22 protein-coding genes are annotated in these 16129 nt (G+C 37.6%); 15 read left to right on the top strand and 7 right to left on the bottom strand.

Annotation, left to right across the window (positions count from 1 at the left end; translation table 11 throughout):
* Positions 1-50 precede the first annotated feature (50 nt).
* The gene (locus CBF33_RS00225) at positions 51-989 is read left to right on the top strand and encodes a 3'-5' exoribonuclease YhaM family protein (protein ID WP_126760633.1); all 939 of its coding nucleotides are present in this window, start codon (positions 51-53) and stop codon (positions 987-989) included.
* A 39-nt stretch (positions 990-1028) separates the two neighbouring features.
* Here CBF33_RS00225 and CBF33_RS00220 read toward each other — a convergent pair whose 3' ends face one another.
* The 3 genes from CBF33_RS00220 to CBF33_RS00210 form a co-directional block, all read right to left on the bottom strand.
* Positions 1029-2018, bottom strand: coding sequence for a peptidylprolyl isomerase (locus CBF33_RS00220; RefSeq protein WP_126760632.1), 990 nt, complete (start codon positions 2016-2018; stop codon positions 1029-1031).
* A gap of 171 nt (positions 2019-2189) precedes the next feature.
* A complete protein-coding gene (locus tag CBF33_RS00215) occupies positions 2190-2513 on the bottom strand; it encodes a YtxH domain-containing protein (RefSeq protein ID WP_126760631.1) in 324 nt (107 codons plus the stop codon).
* Positions 2506-2940, bottom strand: a complete 435-nt coding sequence (locus tag CBF33_RS00210) for an HIT family protein (protein WP_126760630.1) — start codon at positions 2938-2940, stop codon at positions 2506-2508. Before CBF33_RS00210 ends, CBF33_RS00215 begins: the two co-directional genes overlap by 8 nt.
* Positions 2941-3065: 125 nt before the next feature.
* Between CBF33_RS00210 and CBF33_RS00205 the strand changes: the two genes are divergently transcribed.
* The 4 genes from CBF33_RS00205 to trmB all read left to right on the top strand — a co-directional run bounded on the left by CBF33_RS00205 (position 3066) and on the right by trmB (position 6592).
* Positions 3066-3806, top strand: coding sequence for an ABC transporter ATP-binding protein (locus CBF33_RS00205; protein WP_023606493.1), 741 nt, complete (start codon positions 3066-3068; stop codon positions 3804-3806).
* Positions 3806-5017: an ABC transporter permease gene (locus CBF33_RS00200; RefSeq protein WP_126760629.1), complete on the top strand. Its 1212-nt coding sequence runs from the start codon at positions 3806-3808 to the stop codon at positions 5015-5017. The genes CBF33_RS00205 and CBF33_RS00200 overlap by 1 nt, the downstream gene beginning before the upstream one ends.
* A 100-nt stretch (positions 5018-5117) precedes the next feature.
* Positions 5118-5903 carry a phosphotransferase family protein gene (locus CBF33_RS00195; protein WP_023606495.1) on the top strand — a complete coding sequence of 262 codons (786 nt, stop codon included), beginning with the start codon at positions 5118-5120 and terminating at the stop codon, positions 5901-5903.
* A 47-nt stretch (positions 5904-5950) separates the two neighbouring features.
* Positions 5951-6592, top strand: coding sequence for a tRNA (guanosine(46)-N7)-methyltransferase TrmB (trmB, locus tag CBF33_RS00190; RefSeq protein WP_126760628.1), 642 nt, complete (start codon positions 5951-5953; stop codon positions 6590-6592).
* A gap of 41 nt (positions 6593-6633) precedes the next feature.
* On the opposite strand, the gene CBF33_RS00185 is transcribed toward trmB, so the two are convergent.
* Positions 6634-6969, bottom strand: coding sequence for a PepSY domain-containing protein (locus CBF33_RS00185; protein ID WP_126760627.1), 336 nt, complete (start codon positions 6967-6969; stop codon positions 6634-6636).
* Between the two features lie 183 nt (positions 6970-7152).
* Here CBF33_RS00185 and pepA point away from each other — a divergent pair, with 183 nt between their 5' ends.
* The 8 genes from pepA to CBF33_RS00145 all read left to right on the top strand — a co-directional run bounded on the left by pepA (position 7153) and on the right by CBF33_RS00145 (position 12155).
* Entirely contained in the window at positions 7153-8232 is a 1080-nt protein-coding gene (pepA, locus tag CBF33_RS00180; RefSeq protein WP_126760626.1) for a glutamyl aminopeptidase, read from the top strand.
* Between the two features lie 10 nt (positions 8233-8242).
* The gene (locus CBF33_RS00175) at positions 8243-8557 is read left to right on the top strand and encodes a thioredoxin family protein (protein WP_237662104.1); all 315 of its coding nucleotides are present in this window, start codon (positions 8243-8245) and stop codon (positions 8555-8557) included.
* A gap of 24 nt (positions 8558-8581) precedes the next feature.
* Positions 8582-9043 (top strand): universal stress protein, encoded by a 462-nt coding sequence (locus CBF33_RS00170; RefSeq protein ID WP_038100787.1) that lies wholly within the window; start codon positions 8582-8584, stop codon positions 9041-9043.
* 21 nt (positions 9044-9064) lie between these two features.
* Entirely contained in the window at positions 9065-9697 is a 633-nt protein-coding gene (gene ytpR / locus CBF33_RS00165) for a YtpR family tRNA-binding protein (protein WP_126760624.1), read from the top strand.
* 76 nt (positions 9698-9773) lie between these two features.
* Positions 9774-10040: an IreB family regulatory phosphoprotein gene (locus tag CBF33_RS00160; protein WP_023606502.1), complete on the top strand. Its 267-nt coding sequence runs from the start codon at positions 9774-9776 to the stop codon at positions 10038-10040.
* On the top strand, positions 10040-10459 hold the full coding sequence (gene ruvX, locus CBF33_RS00155; RefSeq protein WP_023606503.1) for a Holliday junction resolvase RuvX: 420 nt from the start codon (positions 10040-10042) through the stop codon (positions 10457-10459). The genes CBF33_RS00160 and ruvX overlap by 1 nt, the downstream gene beginning before the upstream one ends.
* A 20-nt stretch (positions 10460-10479) precedes the next feature.
* Complete coding sequence (locus CBF33_RS00150; RefSeq protein ID WP_126760623.1) at positions 10480-10794, top strand: DUF1292 domain-containing protein; 315 nt, start codon at positions 10480-10482, stop codon at positions 10792-10794.
* A gap of 113 nt (positions 10795-10907) precedes the next feature.
* Positions 10908-12155 carry a restriction endonuclease subunit S gene (locus tag CBF33_RS00145; protein ID WP_126760622.1) on the top strand — a complete coding sequence of 416 codons (1248 nt, stop codon included), beginning with the start codon at positions 10908-10910 and terminating at the stop codon, positions 12153-12155.
* 8 nt (positions 12156-12163) lie between these two features.
* Here CBF33_RS00145 and CBF33_RS00140 read toward each other — a convergent pair whose 3' ends face one another.
* Positions 12164-13498 (bottom strand): Y-family DNA polymerase, encoded by a 1335-nt coding sequence (locus CBF33_RS00140; RefSeq protein WP_425330192.1) that lies wholly within the window; start codon positions 13496-13498, stop codon positions 12164-12166.
* Entirely contained in the window at positions 13488-13877 is a 390-nt protein-coding gene (locus CBF33_RS00135; protein WP_126760621.1) for a hypothetical protein, read from the bottom strand. The genes CBF33_RS00140 and CBF33_RS00135 overlap by 11 nt, the downstream gene beginning before the upstream one ends.
* A gap of 256 nt (positions 13878-14133) precedes the next feature.
* On the opposite strand from CBF33_RS00135, the gene CBF33_RS00130 reads away from it, so the two are divergent.
* Complete coding sequence (locus tag CBF33_RS00130) at positions 14134-14526, top strand: YxeA family protein (RefSeq protein ID WP_170167712.1); 393 nt, start codon at positions 14134-14136, stop codon at positions 14524-14526.
* Positions 14527-14559: 33 nt separating this feature from the next.
* Here the strand turns inward: CBF33_RS00130 and rnhC are convergent, their stop codons facing one another.
* The gene (gene rnhC, locus CBF33_RS00125) at positions 14560-15498 is read right to left on the bottom strand and encodes a ribonuclease HIII (RefSeq protein ID WP_126760619.1); all 939 of its coding nucleotides are present in this window, start codon (positions 15496-15498) and stop codon (positions 14560-14562) included.
* A gap of 156 nt (positions 15499-15654) precedes the next feature.
* On the opposite strand from rnhC, the gene zapA reads away from it, so the two are divergent.
* Positions 15655-16125: a cell division protein ZapA gene (zapA, locus tag CBF33_RS00120; protein ID WP_170167711.1), complete on the top strand. Its 471-nt coding sequence runs from the start codon at positions 15655-15657 to the stop codon at positions 16123-16125.
* Positions 16126-16129 lie beyond the last annotated feature (4 nt).

The following is a 16129-nucleotide window of genomic DNA, read 5'->3' as shown; positions in this document are numbered from 1 at the left end:
TGAAACAGGCTCTCCTTCGTATTTATAGGGAATAAAAAGGAGTGGTATCAATGAAAAAATTAAGAGAATTAGTCGTCGATGAAACATTTGAAATGTTTGTATTGATTAAACAAGCCGATGTCCGCGTTGCCAAAAATGGCAAAAAATTTATCGCGTTTACGTTTCAAGATGCTTCAGGTAGTATTGACGGGAAATTTTGGGATGCGTCAGAAGAAGAGATTAAACGATTTGAAGCAGGTAAGGTCGTTCTACTAGGTGGTAAAAGAGAAATGTATCAAAACATGCCACAAATTAAAATTTTACAAATGCGTCTAGCAACGGAAACAGAGCCACACCATCCAAGTCTTTATATGGAAAAAGCTCCTGTTAGTCGCGAAGAGATGGAAGAGGAAATCAATCAAACTATTTTTGAGATTACGAATCCTACCTGGAATCGGATTGTTCGTTACATAATGAAACAATACGCCCAGTCATTCTTTGAACATCCAGCAGCTAAACGACATCACCATGCGTATGCTGGCGGCTTGGCTTTCCACACGGTATCGATGTTACGCGTAGGGAAAGCACTAGCTAAGCAATATCCAGAAATCAATGGGCCGTTACTCTATGCCGGCATCTTACTTCATGACATTGGGAAAACAGTCGAGCTAAGTGGTCCTGTTTCGACAGAGTATACATTGGTAGGTAATTTAGTAGGCCATTTAGTGATTATGGATGAAGAAATTACGAAAGCATGTTTGGCTCTTAAAATTGATGAATATAGCGAAGATGTGATTGTTTTGAAACATATGGTTTTAGCTCATCATGGTAAGTTGGAATACGGTTCGCCAGTCAGACCGCAAATTATGGAAGCAGAAATCTTACATCAGATAGATAATTTAGATGCATCTATTCAAATGATGTTAGGGGCATTAAAATCGATTGAACCTGGAGAAAGAACGGAGCGAATATTTGGTTTAGATAATCGTAGTTTTTATTTACCACATTAAAGAAAAAAGCACGACGTTTGGGCAACGTCGTGCTTTTTATTATTTTGTTTCGTCTGTTTTTTCTTCTTTTTTATCGTCTTCTTTTTTTGTATCTTTTTTCTCTGTTTTTTTATTTTCTTTGGTTTCGTTTGTTTTTTCTTCTTGTGGTAAGAAAGCAGCAAGTAATGATGTTAAATCTTTATCTTTGACTTTAACATTGGCTTTCTTAAACTCATCACTTAATACTTTTGTTTGGAATGCTTGGTCAGACATTTTTTGGTCTGTCGCAATTTTTTTCAACTCTTTTTTGTAAGGCGTCATGTCGTTGCCTTTTTCTTTGTTTTTAACCATTTTTACGATATAAAACTCTTTTGTTTCTTCGTAACCGTTAAAACCTGAGACAGTAATTAAGTCAGAAACTTCACCGTCTTTTAGTTTATAAGCAGCTTCTTTAACTTCTTCAGGTAAAGTAGCATCTGTTGATTTAATAGTTACCTTTCCTTCATCGGTTGCTGAAGCGTGTGTTGAATTTTCTTTCGCTAATTTAGCAAAATCTTCTGATTTAGCCTTTTCAGCTAAATCTTTTGCTTTATCTTCTTCATTAACTGAAATTAATTGTACATCGACATCTGGATGATAGGTCGCCCAAATTTCTTTTAAGTCTTTGTCGGTAATTTTAATATGAGCTTTCAACATTTCTTGGAAAGCTAGACCGTCTTTAATAGAGTCTTTATAAGAATCTTCAGTCATCCCAGCCATAGCAAGTTGTTGACTAAAGCTATCGCCAAACTGTTCTTTTGTTTCTTTAAATTGTTTGTCGACTTGTTTTTTATCGACTTTGTCTCCATAGTTATCGTTAGCGACTTTGGAGATGACCATTGTGGTTAAGCGTTGTTGAGCACTTTGATCAGTTTTGACTTCTTCGTAGAACTCATCAACAGTAATGGTGCCACCTTTCATCGTGATAATATCTTGGCTATTTGAACAAGCAGCTAATGTAAACGCGCTTACCAATCCAAGCATTGCTAATGTCAGTTTCTTTGCTTTCATTTCTGTACTCCTCTTCTTTAATAAAAATTTAGTCATCACTTAATCACTATACCATAATATCAGAGAATACGCCTAGTCCTTCAAAAGAATATTTAAAATGAAGTCATACTTTTTTCACAATTGTAAATAAAAATCGCCAACCTCTATCAAAGAGACGTTGGCGATTTGTGATTATAGTTGATTTTGAATATCTGAAACGGATTGTTGAATTTCTTTTACTCGGGGTTCTGCTTCGAATTGAAAACGTGTCAGACGCTTTTCCATATCTTCTTTAAAGGCTGGAATGGTATTTTCAGCCGTCAATTTTAAATTCATGACAGAGCGATTAAAATTTTGTAAGCTACGATTTAAATCCATACTAATTTCCGTCGCTTCATCGACCTCTTGTGTTAAATCTCGTTGTAAGTCTTTACCACTTTTGGGGGCGAAAAGAATACCCAAGGTCCCACCTAAAGTAGCACCGAATAGTAAGCCTTTTGTAAAGTTTTTAATCATGATTTTTCACCTTTTCTTGAATGGCTTGGGCAATCGACGTCATATCCTCAGTAGAATACTTTTGACTATTGTCATTAAACGTTAAGCTAAAATCATCTTCTTTTGAATATCGTGGAATGAGGTGGATATGTGAGTGAAAGACAGACTGATAAGCTAACTCACGATTATTATTGACAATGTTTAAACCTTGGCACTCTGGAAAAGCTTGTTCAATCGCACGAGCGATTTTAGGAATCCGTGAAAAAAGCTCACCAGCAAGTGTTTCATCATATTCAAAAATATCTGTTACGTGTTGTTTAGGAATGACTAACGTGTGCCCTTTCGTTGTCTGAGTGATGTCTAAAAATGCATAGACGACGTCATCTTCATAGACAGGGTAGCTAGGAATTTCTTTGTTGATGATTTTACAAAAAATACAGTTTTCCATTCTAACACCATCCTTCTCTTCTTTTCTTTAATCATACGGAAAAGGGGGCAATCTGTCAAAAGCTAGTGTCTGTCTAATAGTAAAATATGGTATAATATGAACACTATTACAGTGGAGGAACAAACATGAGTTTAATAATAAATAAATTGACGAGTGGCTATGGTCTAGCTCCCGTCCTTAAAGAATTAACATTTGAAGTCAATGCCGGCGAGATTGTCGGCTTGATTGGATTAAATGGTGCAGGTAAGAGTACGACCATTAAAAACATTATTGGATTATTGCCTAAGATGAGTGGAACAATTGAAATCGACGGCTTAAGTTTGAAGACAGATGGTGATAACTATCGTAAGAAAATTGGCTATATTCCAGAAACACCAGTCTTATACGAAGAGCTTACCTTAAGGGAGCATTTAAATGTTACGGCTATGGCTTATGGGATTGATAAAGAGGACGTGTTCGTTCGAGCTCAACCGTTATTAGAGATGTTTCGTTTAGAAGAACATTTAGATTGGTTACCCTCACGTTTTTCAAAAGGAATGAAACAAAAAGTAATGGTTATCTGTGCGTGCTTAATTCAACCAGATGTCTATATTATTGATGAGCCATTTCTAGGACTAGATCCATTAGCCATTCATGATTTTTTAGAATTATTGCATCAAGAAAAAGAACGTGGCGCAGCTATATTGATGTCGACCCATATTTTATCAACAGCAGAAAAACATTGTGACCGTTTAGTCGTGTTACACGAGGGAGAACTTCGTGCGAGTGGAACAATGACTGATTTGCGCTCAGAGTTTTCTTTACCAACAGGTTCCCTAGATGATATCTATATACGTTTAACACAAGAAGCAGGTGAGCGTGTGTGATGAAAGCTTTTTATAGAGAACGACAACGCCGTCATCAAAAACAACTCAATAAATATTTAAAATATGTTTTTAACGACCATATTGGGTTAGTATTGATTTTTATTTTAGGAGGCGGCATGTTCTATTACAGTCAATTTTTAGAACAAGTCGATGCTACTTTTTTTGTTGGAAAAATCATTGTCGCACTGGTTTGGCTTATAGCTTTAAGCATTGGCAGTTTAGCAACGCTAGTAGTGGCAGCTGACGCACAGTTTTTGCTACCGAAAGAAGATGAAATGAGCGAATATTTCCGCGCCGCATTTTTTCATTCTTTGAAAATTCCATCGGTTATTATATTTGCAGTTACTTTAGGTGCGATGCCACTTTTAATAAGAATAAGTCATGTTGAGTGGTATGAATTAATTTTTTACTTAGTCACTCTGCTTGGTTTAAAGATGATTCATCTCAGAGTCTTAATAGACCGACTTTACACATTTAAACAGTCATCAGTATATTCACAGACATCATTAGTGTACCACTGGCTTTTTTCAGTGATTATTGTATTTTCAAGTACACTTTTTTATAGTTGGCTAGGTAGCATTTTAATCGTTATTTATGGTATGATACTTTTTTATGCCGAAAAAAAAGGTGGAAGAGGAAGTTTTAACTGGCTATTAGCGATAGAATTGGAACAGGCACGTCAAAAGAGAATCGCTGCGATGATTAATTTATTTACGGATGTTCCTAATATGGCAACACCGATACGTCGCCGCCGCTATTTGGACAACATTATTGAACGCTATAGTCAACGTTACCCACAAACATACGATTATTTATATATTAGAAGTTTTTTAAGAGGGACGAGTTACTTAGGGGTTACTTTTCGCTTAGTGTTAATTGGCATGATTAGTGGGCTGTTTATCGATGATGGCCGCTTATTGTTACCCCTTTTTCTAGTTATTATCTTCGGCATAGGCTTTCAACTTGTGCCACTTTATCAACATTATGATTATCAAGTGATGACACAGCTGTATCCTGTGCCTGTTACAGAAAAGGCGAGAGCTGTTCAACGGTTATGGACAGTCATTCTTAGCGCTGTTTTGGTCGTTTTTAGCGTTATTGCGATAATAGGACCAGTGTCCCTAGATTATCTACTCATTACAATTACAGCGATGATGATAGAGTTACTGTTTTTAATTAAATACTATTTACCAAAACGTCTAAAAAGGTAAAATGAGAAAAGACTTTTGAGACTTGACGAGTGAGATATAGAGTCTTAAAATGAATAATACTGGCACGTGTTTCTAGAGAATAAAGGATTGGTGGAGAGCAATGACAGAATTAAATTTTCAATTTGATAAGACGTGGTCTCTCCAGCCAATAGATGGAGAAACCGGTCAAACTTTTATGGGGATGAAAGATTCTCAAAAAGTTTTTATAAAACGAAATACTACCCCTTTTTTAGCTGCCTTATCGCGTGAAGGGATTGTGCCAAAGCTAGTTTGGACGAAACGCTTAGGTGACGGCAATGTTTTGACTGCACAAGAGTGGTTAGAAGGAGAAACGTTAACGCCAACAGAGATGAGTGAGTTTCCTGCCGTTATTCAACTTTTACACGATATACATCATTCACGTTCCCTTAAAAATATGTTATACCGACTCGGTGGCGAAGAGATGACCGCATTTGCTTTTTTAAGTCAATATAGTACGGACTTGCCAGCAGAGCTGCGTCATAATCCTTATTTGCATCGTGTCTTTAGATATTTAGAAGACCACTTGCCAAACGATGGAGATATCCAAGTGTGTCATGGAGACCCCATCCATTCCAATTGGTTTTTATCGGAAGAAGATCGTTTATATTTAGTCGATTGGGACGCGACCGTGCTAGCTGACCCAGCTTTAGATTTAGGGATTATACTGGGCCGCTATGTCCCTTATAATCAATGGCGAAAATGGTTGGAATTTTACGGTTATCACGTGACGGAAGAAGTTTTAGAACGTGTTTATTGGTATAGCGGTATGGACTTTTTGCGTCGTATTAAACATTACTATGAACAATTTGAACTACAAAAAATGAACCGAGAGATACTATTGTTACAAAAAATATTTAATTTTTAAAACTCCCAGTGTAAACACTGAGAGTTTTTTAATGAAGGAGAACATAAATGAGAGTAAGAAATAAACCATGGGCAAAAGAAAAAGTACTAGCTCATCCTGAATTTGTAGTGGAAAATCCAACGGCTTACAAAGGAAAATGGCAAGAACGTTTCTCTAAGAATCAACCGTTACACATTGAAGTAGGATCTGGAAAAGGACAATTTATTGTCGGGATGGCGAAACAAAATCCTTCGATCAACTATGTTGCGGTAGAAATTGAGATTAATGTTTTAGTAAGTATCTTAGAAAAACAAATCGAGGAACAATTGCCAAACCTACAAATATTACATGCGAATGGTGCGGCGTTGACTGAATATTTTGAAGTGGGAGAAGTGGACTTAGTCTACTTAAACTTTTCAGACCCTTGGCCTAAAAAGCGTCATGCTAAGCGTCGGTTAACGTCACCTCAATTTTTAGAAACGTATGAAACAATTTTAGTTCCTGGTGGAGAAATTCATTTTAAAACCGATAATCGCGGCTTGTTTGAATACTCGCTGGTTAGTTTTTCAACCTATGGTATGCAATTAAAAGAGGTCTCACTTGATTTACATCAAGATGACTGTCCAGAGAATATTATGACGGAGTACGAAGAAAAGTTCTCAGCAAAAGGACAACCGATTTACCGTGTTGAAACGGCATATATCAATTAAAAAAACGTTTCATTGCTAAAGAGCAATGAAACGTTTTTTTACTATATACGATACAAATCCAACACAACGCCTGTATTAGCGTCAGCGATAAACTCATGCTGAACGAGTTCTCCCTCTTCCCAACGTGTGATACCACCAGTGTAAGTATCATAAGTAACAGCCACTTTTTCAAGTGGATAGGTATTAAACTCAATCCATGAACCCTCGATTTCCCCTTGTTCTAAAAAGGCTTCTTTTACTTGTTGTAAAATCAGTTCTGGATCAATATGTTTCTTTTCTTGATAATAACGATGTGCTACGACGCCACTTACCATGCCGATAGCGATGCCAGATAATAATCCAATCCCCGTCCATTTTAATGTTTTGTTTTTTGTCATGTTTCTCCCACCTCTCTGTCAAACTTCTTGTTCTTATTGTAGCACATTTTATCAAAAAAATAGATGACTTCTTTTACTATCAGTCTATCTAGGTAAGATAAAACACTGAAAAAAAAACTGAAATACGGTATAATAGTATTAAAGAGAAAGCGAGGTGGTGTTCTGCCTTAGCAGAACAATTTCATGGGAGATAAGACATTTGAACTTATTAAAGAATTAACAGAAATACAAGGAACAAGCGGCTTTGAAGATGACGTACGTCGCGTCATGAAGAAAAAGATGAGTCCTTATGTGGATAAAATTGAGTACGATGGTCTAGGTGGTATTTTTGGTATTAAGAAGAGTAAACAACCCGGAGCGCCAAAAGTAATGGTCGCGGCACATATGGATGAAGTCGGGTTTATGTTAGCTCAGATTCAAGACAATGGTTTGTTTAGAGTTGTCCCACTAGGAGGATGGAACCCTTACGTCGTATCAGCACAGCGTTATACATTGAAGACAAAAAAAGGAGATTATCCTGTTATTTCATCTTCAGTTCCTCCGCATTTATTGCGTGGAAAAGGCGCACAAGCCAAAGTTGCTGTGACGGATATTTTATTTGATGCTGGTTTTACTTCTAAAGAAGAGGCATTGTCTTATGGCGTGCGACCAGGAGATAGCATCGTGCCAGATGTTGAGACAATTCGTACAGCTAATGGAAAACATATTATTAGTAAAGCATGGGATAACCGTTATGGCTGTGTAGCAGTTATTGAACTGCTTGAATCTTTAAAAGATGTCGAGTTGCCGTTTACCTTAATCGCAGGTGCGAACGTTCAAGAAGAAGTTGGATTGCGTGGTGCTCGTCCTTCTACGCACAAGTTTAATCCTGACTTATTCTTTGCGGTTGACTGTTCTCCTGCCAATGATACGGGTGATGATCCATTGGCTTTTGGTCATCTTGGAAAAGGATTTTTAATGCGTATTTTTGACCCGGGTATGATTATGTTACATCGTATGCGTGATTTCCTAATCGACACAGCAGAAGAAAACGCCATTCCATATCAATACTTTGTTTCACAAGGTGGCACTGATGCTGGAGCGGCACATCAAGTGCGTGACGGTATCCCAAGTGCTGTTATTGGTGTCCCTGGACGTTATATCCACACGCATCAAACGATGTTTAATATTGAAGACTACGAAGCAGCGCGTCAGATGTTAATCACAACGATGCAAACTTTAACACCCGAAAAGATTGAGGAAATTGTCTATGGAAAAAAATAATGAAAATGGGATGCTTATCCCACAGACGTTAGAAGAATTTGCAAGCTTGGTAGAAACTGGGACGCATGTTTTTTACTTTACGGCAGATTGGTGTGGTGATTGTGTTTACTTGAAACCGCATCTTGCTGATATTGTTGCGACGTTTCCCAAAATAGATTTTGTAGAGATTAATCGTGATAAATTTATTGAAGCATGTGAAAGCATGCAAATATTTGGTATCCCAAGCCTTGTTATCGTACGTGACGGTCAAGAGGTCGCACGTTTTGTTGATAAGAATCGTAAAACAAAAGAAGAAGTTTTATCATTCTTACATACATATCTTTAAAAAAACAGGAAGGTGAAAAAAATGATGGAAGCACAAGAGTATCAAACAATTCTAGTTGGAACAGATGGTAGTGACCAAGCGCGTGAGGCGTTTGAAAAAGCGTTGGCAGTAGCTAAACGTAATAATTCACGTGTGATTGTGGCCCATATTATTGAAAACCGTTTGTACGGTAACATGGGGTATACGCTAACGACCTCTGAATTAATTGATGTTGAGACTGCCCGTTCAAAAGAGATGCTGGAAGAATATGTCGCATTTGCTAAGAAACAAGGAATTGATAATGTGGAATCCGTCTTAACATTTGGTTCACCAAAAGTGTTAATGGCCGAGGAGTTGCCAGAAAAGTATCACGTTGATTTAATCATGGTCGGACAATCTGGTTTAAATGCCGTAGAACGTTTCATGATTGGAAGTGTGAGTGATCATGTGATTCGCCACGCGCCATGTGATGTTTTAATTGTTCGTCCAAAAGAAGAAAATGAGTAAATAACGCATAAGGAGATAGTCATGATTTTTTCGTATAACAAAGAAGCAGTTGGAGATTGTTTAGTTGTGGTGGTTGCTAATGCCAAAGGTGGCGAAGTAGCGGTAGAACGTGTGGATGATGTCGCACGTATTTATTTAGAGGACACGAAAGAAACAGTCGGATTGAATTTTTTCAACATTAGTAAGTATTTACCTGAAATAGAAGGAAATGGGCAAATTTACCCATCAGAAAAAGAGATGAACGTCTTAAACGAGCTACTAGAAAAAGCAGGCGTTCAAGATCGTTTAAGTGATAACGGCTATGGCAAGTTAGTGACAGGTTATGTGCAATCATGCGTACCGCATGAAGATTCCGACCACCTTTCTGTGACACAAACAGAAGTTGCAAATGGCGAAGTGTTACAAATTGTTTGTGGTGCGAAGAATATTCGTGAAGGACTACGTGTCGTCGTAGCACAACCCGGTGCGATGATGCCAAACGGCTTGATTATTTGGCCGGGGAATCTACGTGGTGTCGATAGCTATGGTATGATTTGCTCAGCTAGGGAATTAGGCTTACCTCAAAGTGAGGCGCAATCAGGGATTATGGAATTAGTTGATGAGACACCTATCGGAAAACCTATTGCGGAAGTCACATTAAAAGATAAGCGTTAAAGAGTGGCTTTAGTTGTAGTTTCAGTGGCTATCTTGTAAAATGAAAGACATAAAGAAAGAAAAGAGGTGGAGATGGATGAGTTATACCGATAAAACTGTTCGATTTGATTTTGATGATCATCGTAAACAAGAAATCAGTGAAACCTTAAAGGTGGTTTATGCAGCATTAGAAGAAAAAGGGTACAATCCGATTAACCAAATAGTGGGATATTTACTTTCAGGTGACCCTGCGTATATACCACGTCACCAAGATGCTCGAAATCTCATACGTCGTCACGAAAGAGATGAGATTATGGAAGAATTAATTAAAACTTACCTAACCCATCACGGGATGGACGTTTAATGCGAATAATGGGATTGGATGTCGGCTCTAAAACAGTCGGCGTAGCGATGAGTGACCGGTTAGGATGGACCGCACAGGGATTAGAAATCATCCAAATCAATGAAAATCAAGGTGACTTTGGTTATGATCGCGTAAAAGAATTGCTCGATGAATACCAATGTCAGAAAGTCGTAGTAGGATTGCCAAAAAATATGAATAATACGCTAGGACCACGTGCAGAAGCGTCACAAGCATACGGTCAGTATCTCGTCGACCATTTTGATGTCGAAGTGATTTACCAAGACGAGCGACTGTCTACGGCAGAAGTAGAGCGTATGTTGGTAGAACAGGCAAATGCCTCACGAGCAAAACGAAAAAAAGTGATTGATAAATTAGCCGCGGTAATGATTTTACAAGGCTATTTAGATCGTCATAACTAAAAGAAAAGAGGATGGCACTCATGACAGAAGAACACACACACGACCATGGAGAATCAGAATACATCACATTAGTAGATGAAAATGGTAACGAAGCGTTATTTGAAATCTTAATGACTATTGATGGTGAAGAAGATTTTGCCAATAAACAATACGTATTATTATATCCAGCTGAAATGGATGACGCTGAAGATGATGAGGAAGAAGTAGATTTACTTGCTTACCAATATATCGAAGGCCCATCCGGTACGGAAGGTCAATTATTGAACATTGAAACAGAAGAAGAATGGGACATGATTGAAGAAGTTTTCAACGCTTTCGCAGCGGAAGAAGAATAATAAGTTAAAAGAACGTTTATCTTAGATAAGCGTTCTTTTTTTATTGGAATAGACGACCAGATTGTTTAAAATATGCTATGATAAAGTTAAATAAGATAAAGTAGGAATGACATATGAAAACGATAAATAAACAACCAAAAATACGTTTTAAAGGCTACACGGACGAGTGGGAACAGCGTAAGTTAAATGAATTCATGGATTTTTCTAATGGGATAAATGCGCCTAAAGAAAATTATGGCAAGGGCAGAAAAATGATAAGTGTAATGGATATTCTTTCTCCTAATAAAATTACCTACCAAAATATAAGAAATTCTGTAAGTGTCTCTGAAGCTATTGAATCAAAAAATAAGGTTGAAAATGGGGATTTGATTTTTGTTAGGTCGTCTGAAATTGTTCAAGAAGTAGGATTATCAAAAGCTTATACTGATAGTGAGTATGCCTTATATAGTGGCTTTTCAATTAGAGGAAAAAGGAAAGCAGAGTACAATCCATTATTTATGGAGATTAATTTGAATAATGGCGCTGGTAGAAAACAAATAGAACGAAAAGCTGGAGGAAGTACAAGGTTTAATGTTAGTCAAGAAATTTTAAATTCAATTGATGTTTTAATGCCAATATATGAGGAACAAAATAAAATTGCTGATGTTTTTGAGAATATTAATAATACCATCGCTCTTCATCAGCGACAGCTTGAAGTGTTAGAAAAAACTAAAAAGTCTTTTTTGCAAAAGATGTTTCCGAAAAAAGACGAAACAAAACCAGAAATTCGTTTTTCAGGATTTACTGACGATTGGGAACAGCGTAAGTTGGGGGAAATAGGAAAAACTCAGTCAGGGGTTGGTTTTCCAAATACGGAACAAGGTGGAACGGCAGGAATTCCTTTTTTTAAAGTTTCTGACATGAATAATGAAGGAAATGAAAATGAGATGATTACAGCTAACAACTATGTTTCTAAAGAACAAATTGAAAGAAAAAAGTGGAAGCCTATAGAAGATGTTCCAGCAGTTATATTTGCTAAAGTTGGAGCTGCCATAATGCTTAATAGAAAGCGAATTGTTCGATCTCTTTTCTTGTTAGATAATAATACTATGGCGTACATATTTGATAATAGTTGGGATGCTGATTTTGGTAAAACCATGTTTGAAACTATCAATCTTCCTAAGTACGCACAAGTTGGAGCACTACCAAGTTACAACAGTTCAGACATTGAAAATATCAACATATTTATTCCAAATATTGAAGAACAACAAAAAATCGGCACTTTCTTCAAACAACTAGACGACACTATCGCTCTTCATCAGCGTCAGCTTGAAGTGCTTAAAAACATGAAAACATCATTTCTTCAAAAAATGTATATCTAAAAAGCTTGCTAGTTTTCTAGCAAGCTTTTTTTTGTGGAAATACCGTCTAAGCCACCAGCGTGTCCACCGATTAAGTGACTGCGTTGAATGGCAGTCGCGCCTTCCATAAGCGATGAGGCATGAATGATAGCATCAAAACCGTAGCGCTGACGGATGAGGTCGATTGTCGTGTCTAATTGTTGCTTATCGAGTGTTTTAAGAGGAGATTCAAAGAGATTGAGTTGAATACCTGCTTCTTCTCGTAGCTGTGAACAGCTGACGCTCAATCGTCTGACGACTTGACGGGTATAGTAGCGTTCAAACAAAGCAATGCCTTCTCTTACTAAGTCGGCAGAGTGATTGGTCGGGGTAAAGGTCACTTGTCGCGAGAAACTTGGAAGTGTTTCGTTTTTTGAAACGCCTACGCCAATTTGCAAACAACTCGTTTGTAATTTTTTCGTTCGAAGACGTGTGGCAATTTGTTCGAGCATTTCACGTAGCACACGTTTGATTTCTTCTGGCTCCGTATAATCACGCATTAAAATCTGACTATTGCTGATGTTTTTTGATTTAGGGATATATTTTTCTGAAATAAAGGCACGGTCAATTCCCCATGCATGAGCGATTAACTGCTGTCCGATCACGCCCATGCGTTCTTTCATTTCAAAAAAATCAAAATGAGCCAGCTCGTAAATCGAGCGAATCCCCATTTTATTTAAGCGTTCAGCTGTTCGAGTATTAATTCCCCAAAAATTTGTCATAGGTGCAATTTTCCAGACGGTATTAGGCACGTCTTGATAGTGCCACGTTGCAATCATATCTGGTTGTAGTTTAGCACCGTTATCCAGTGCTAATTTACTCAGTAACATATTATCACCAATGCCAATCGTACAATAAAGGCCAAGTTCTTGAAAAATAGATTGTTGAATATTTTTGGCGAACTGATAAGCATTCCAACCAAAGAGTTTTTTAGACGCTGTAATTCGAATAAAGGACTCGTCAATGGAGTAAATGAGTAAATCTTCATCCGCTACAAAGCGTTGTAAAATTTGATTGACGGCAATATTTTTTTCAATGTAAAGATGCATGCGTGGTGGCACGATATGTAAATCTGGGTGGTCTGGTATTTCAAAGCGTCGTGAAACGTTCGTTAGTCCTAGTTCCTTTTTGGCACGGGGAGATGTCGCCAATGCGAGTCCACCAGGTGAGTCGCTATTACTCATGACGACAAGTAAGGTCGTCAAAGGATCAAGACCACGTTCGACACATTCGACTGACGCGTAAAAAGATTTCATATCAATACAGAGATAGTCTTCTTGACGCTCTAAGGCATAATTAAAGTGTTGCGTATAGTTAAAAGACATGGTCATCATCTACTGTCTGTTCTGTGAACCACTTGGTTGGAGAAAGTAGGCGAACGGAACGGATTAAAGACAGCGGTACAGGTGTATTGTGAATAAAAAGATTCTGTGACGTATATCCGGAAATATAGCCTTTAATAGGAGGGAGTGGTCGTTCGACCGTTTCTTCATAAATATTCGGTTGAACTAGCACGGGAAGATTTTTAACTAGGGCATAGTCAATCACCTCTGTTATCTGCTCTTCAGACATCATCTGTTCAGCAAAATCAGCGTCATTATTTTTAGAACTAAGCGTTTCAAGTGCATTCGTGTGTTCCGATAAATAAAAACCTAGATATTTTTTGATACCACGGTCATGATAGTAATGATTAAGTTCTACCATGTAACGGCCTCCTTGTGAGTCATGTTAAGTTTATTATACGAACATACGTTCTTTTTGTAAAGAGCTATTCTTTAATAAAGAAAGAATACTAACAAAATAAATCAGTCTTGCAAATCATACGTTTGTGATAATCGCACTATTTCAGAGGAGTGGCTGTTATTTTATCGGCCTCAAGTATGACTTAAATTCCATCTTATTACGGATGTTAAATGGGAGAAGAGTTGAGATAATGTTAGATAGGAAAGGAAGTGTTTGTATGAAAAAAATCGGCAGAACACTATTTTTTATCATGACGATTGTTTTAATCGTTCCGATTGGGTTTACTTATTTAATGCCGGACGAATCCGGTATGGCAACGTCAGAGTTAAAACAACTAGTCGACCGTTTTAATCCGCTAGTTGCTGAACAAGATGTCTATGTGAAAACAGCTAATCAGTACGGCACGCAACAAGAGCCGGGAGGTTATTTATATACGCAAACTGGGATAAGCGAGGGAGAAGAAGAGGTCACATTGTCATTTTTTGCAGGTCACCAGTTAAGAGAAGATGCTTATTTAAAACTCGCTACAAAAGGTAAATATGTGAGTGAATGGGAAGAAGTAGCGGCGTCAGAAATACCAAGCGCTATCAAAGATAAATTAGATGAATAAAAGAACCCTTCTATGACAGAAGGGTTCTTTGGTTTAGCGCTGAGCTAATTTTAGTGCTTTTTTGGTATTGGCAAAATGGAGTTTCGCATGTTGACGGAGCAAAGGCATACCCCCTTGTTTTAAAAGACGAGCAGCGACCGTATCAGAGACGTGACCTGCACCGGAGGGGATCGTATAACCAAGTTCTTGGCTCGCTTGTTCAAGTGAAACAAGAAAAGCGTTACGACATAGAATCGATGCGGCAGCGACAGCTAAATGCGCACCTTCTCCTTTTGTTTGAAAATATAAATTTTCTGTGACAGGTTGAGCTTCACTCGCAAGATACTTGCGATAATTTTTTTCGCTTGTAAATTGGTCGATAAGTATTCCTTCTGGTTTAGTAGGAGCTATTTTCTCGGACAATAAACGAATCGCTTGATTATGCAACGCCACTTTCATGTGCGTGGCATTATAGGTTGGTTGTATATCGTTATATTTACTTGGTGAAACGATTAATAGTTGATGGGGAATATGGTCTTGGATTTTTGACGCAATCCGTTGAATATCGCTATCTTTTAACAGTTTAGAATCTTTCACACCAAGCGCTTTGACGGCGGCTAACTGCTCACGACTAACATAGGCAGCACATACAACTAAGGGGCCAAAGTAACTGCCGTTTCCGACTTCATCACTTCCGATAACAGACCAATGTGAAAAATCACGAGGCAGTGTCGCGCTTGTTTGAGGAGAAGCCGTACTAGTTTTCTTAGGAGTAGCGGTGGTGGGAAGAGATGTCCACCGTGCCGCTTCTGTTTCTGCCTGGTTTCCTTGAAATAAAACAGAGCCTGTTTTATAAGCGGTAATAGTGACTCCTTGATATTTTGCTTGAAACAGAGCATGTTGTGGGACTTTTTTCTGAATATAATCTTTATAAAAAGTGGCCATTTTTTTTAACGTTTCGGGTGATTGTTTTTTGAGTGTATAACTAGACATAATGTACCTCATTTCTATTTCGTTCTCTCTTATCTTAACGAATAAATGATAGAATAACAATCACGAGAAGGAAAGAGGAGAAAGGTTTGTAAATTAAAATAAACTAATTTATAATAATAGGGAATGCTTTCCAATGACAAATGGGGAGGAAAGAAAATGTCACAAAGTAAAAAACGTTATAAAGCTGTGATAGGGGATAAAAATTATACTATTATAGGTAATGAATCAAAAGCACATATGGACGCCGTCGTGTCGTTAGCTAATCATCAGCTAGAAATGATAGGAAAGAAAAGTCCTGATATTAGTTTGGAGCAAAAGTCGGTATTGTTAGCGATTAATGCCTTATCAGATCAGCTAACCTTACAACATACGATTAATGAGTTAAAAGATCAAATGGCTATTTTACAAGCGGAATTATCCGAATGTGAAGTGTTGGAAAAAGAAGTAGCGAAAGTGAAAGAGCTTGAAAAACGTTTGCATCGTTATGAATCGATTGAAGCTGAAGCAAAACGAGCCATTATAAATTCAACGAAAAGTCGTCAAGAGTTATCACCAGCAGAGGTTCAAAAAATTATGAACAAGCAATCTTTGGCAAAGATTGAACAAGACAAAAAAAGAAAAGGGTAAAATT

Origin of the sequence: Vagococcus lutrae (assembly GCF_003987555.1) — a bacterium.
GTDB classification, from domain to species: domain Bacteria; phylum Bacillota; class Bacilli; order Lactobacillales; family Vagococcaceae; genus Vagococcus_A; species Vagococcus_A lutrae.
The sequence above is the reverse complement of the archived record's forward strand: the minus strand, read 5'-3'. Positions and strand labels throughout refer to the sequence as shown.

Coding starts and splice junctions, on each gene's coding strand:
- zapA (WP_170167711.1), top strand. CDS start 15,655: ATGTCACAAAGTAAAAAACGTTATAAAGCTGTGATAGGGGATAAAAAT.
- CBF33_RS00170 (WP_038100787.1), top strand. CDS start 8,582: ATGGAAGCACAAGAGTATCAAACAATTCTAGTTGGAACAGATGGTAGT.
- CBF33_RS00205 (WP_023606493.1), top strand. CDS start 3,066: ATGAGTTTAATAATAAATAAATTGACGAGTGGCTATGGTCTAGCTCCC.
- CBF33_RS00200 (WP_126760629.1), top strand. CDS start 3,806: ATGAAAGCTTTTTATAGAGAACGACAACGCCGTCATCAAAAACAACTC.
- ytpR (WP_126760624.1), top strand. CDS start 9,065: ATGATTTTTTCGTATAACAAAGAAGCAGTTGGAGATTGTTTAGTTGTG.
- CBF33_RS00185 (WP_126760627.1), bottom strand. CDS start 6,969: ATGACAAAAAACAAAACATTAAAATGGACGGGGATTGGATTATTATCT.
- CBF33_RS00225 (WP_126760633.1), top strand. CDS start 51: ATGAAAAAATTAAGAGAATTAGTCGTCGATGAAACATTTGAAATGTTT.
- CBF33_RS00210 (WP_126760630.1), bottom strand. CDS start 2,940: ATGGAAAACTGTATTTTTTGTAAAATCATCAACAAAGAAATTCCTAGC.
- CBF33_RS00130 (WP_170167712.1), top strand. CDS start 14,134: ATGAAAAAAATCGGCAGAACACTATTTTTTATCATGACGATTGTTTTA.
- CBF33_RS00150 (WP_126760623.1), top strand. CDS start 10,480: ATGACAGAAGAACACACACACGACCATGGAGAATCAGAATACATCACA.
- CBF33_RS00215 (WP_126760631.1), bottom strand. CDS start 2,513: ATGATTAAAAACTTTACAAAAGGCTTACTATTCGGTGCTACTTTAGGT.
- pepA (WP_126760626.1), top strand. CDS start 7,153: ATGGGAGATAAGACATTTGAACTTATTAAAGAATTAACAGAAATACAA.
- CBF33_RS00160 (WP_023606502.1), top strand. CDS start 9,774: ATGAGTTATACCGATAAAACTGTTCGATTTGATTTTGATGATCATCGT.
- CBF33_RS00220 (WP_126760632.1), bottom strand. CDS start 2,018: ATGAAAGCAAAGAAACTGACATTAGCAATGCTTGGATTGGTAAGCGCG.
- rnhC (WP_126760619.1), bottom strand. CDS start 15,498: ATGTCTAGTTATACACTCAAAAAACAATCACCCGAAACGTTAAAAAAA.
- CBF33_RS00195 (WP_023606495.1), top strand. CDS start 5,118: ATGACAGAATTAAATTTTCAATTTGATAAGACGTGGTCTCTCCAGCCA.
- CBF33_RS00140 (WP_425330192.1), bottom strand. CDS start 13,498: ATGTCTTTTAACTATACGCAACACTTTAATTATGCCTTAGAGCGTCAA.
- CBF33_RS00135 (WP_126760621.1), bottom strand. CDS start 13,877: ATGGTAGAACTTAATCATTACTATCATGACCGTGGTATCAAAAAATAT.
- CBF33_RS00145 (WP_126760622.1), top strand. CDS start 10,908: ATGAAAACGATAAATAAACAACCAAAAATACGTTTTAAAGGCTACACG.
- trmB (WP_126760628.1), top strand. CDS start 5,951: ATGAGAGTAAGAAATAAACCATGGGCAAAAGAAAAAGTACTAGCTCAT.
- CBF33_RS00175 (WP_237662104.1), top strand. CDS start 8,243: ATGCTTATCCCACAGACGTTAGAAGAATTTGCAAGCTTGGTAGAAACT.
- ruvX (WP_023606503.1), top strand. CDS start 10,040: ATGCGAATAATGGGATTGGATGTCGGCTCTAAAACAGTCGGCGTAGCG.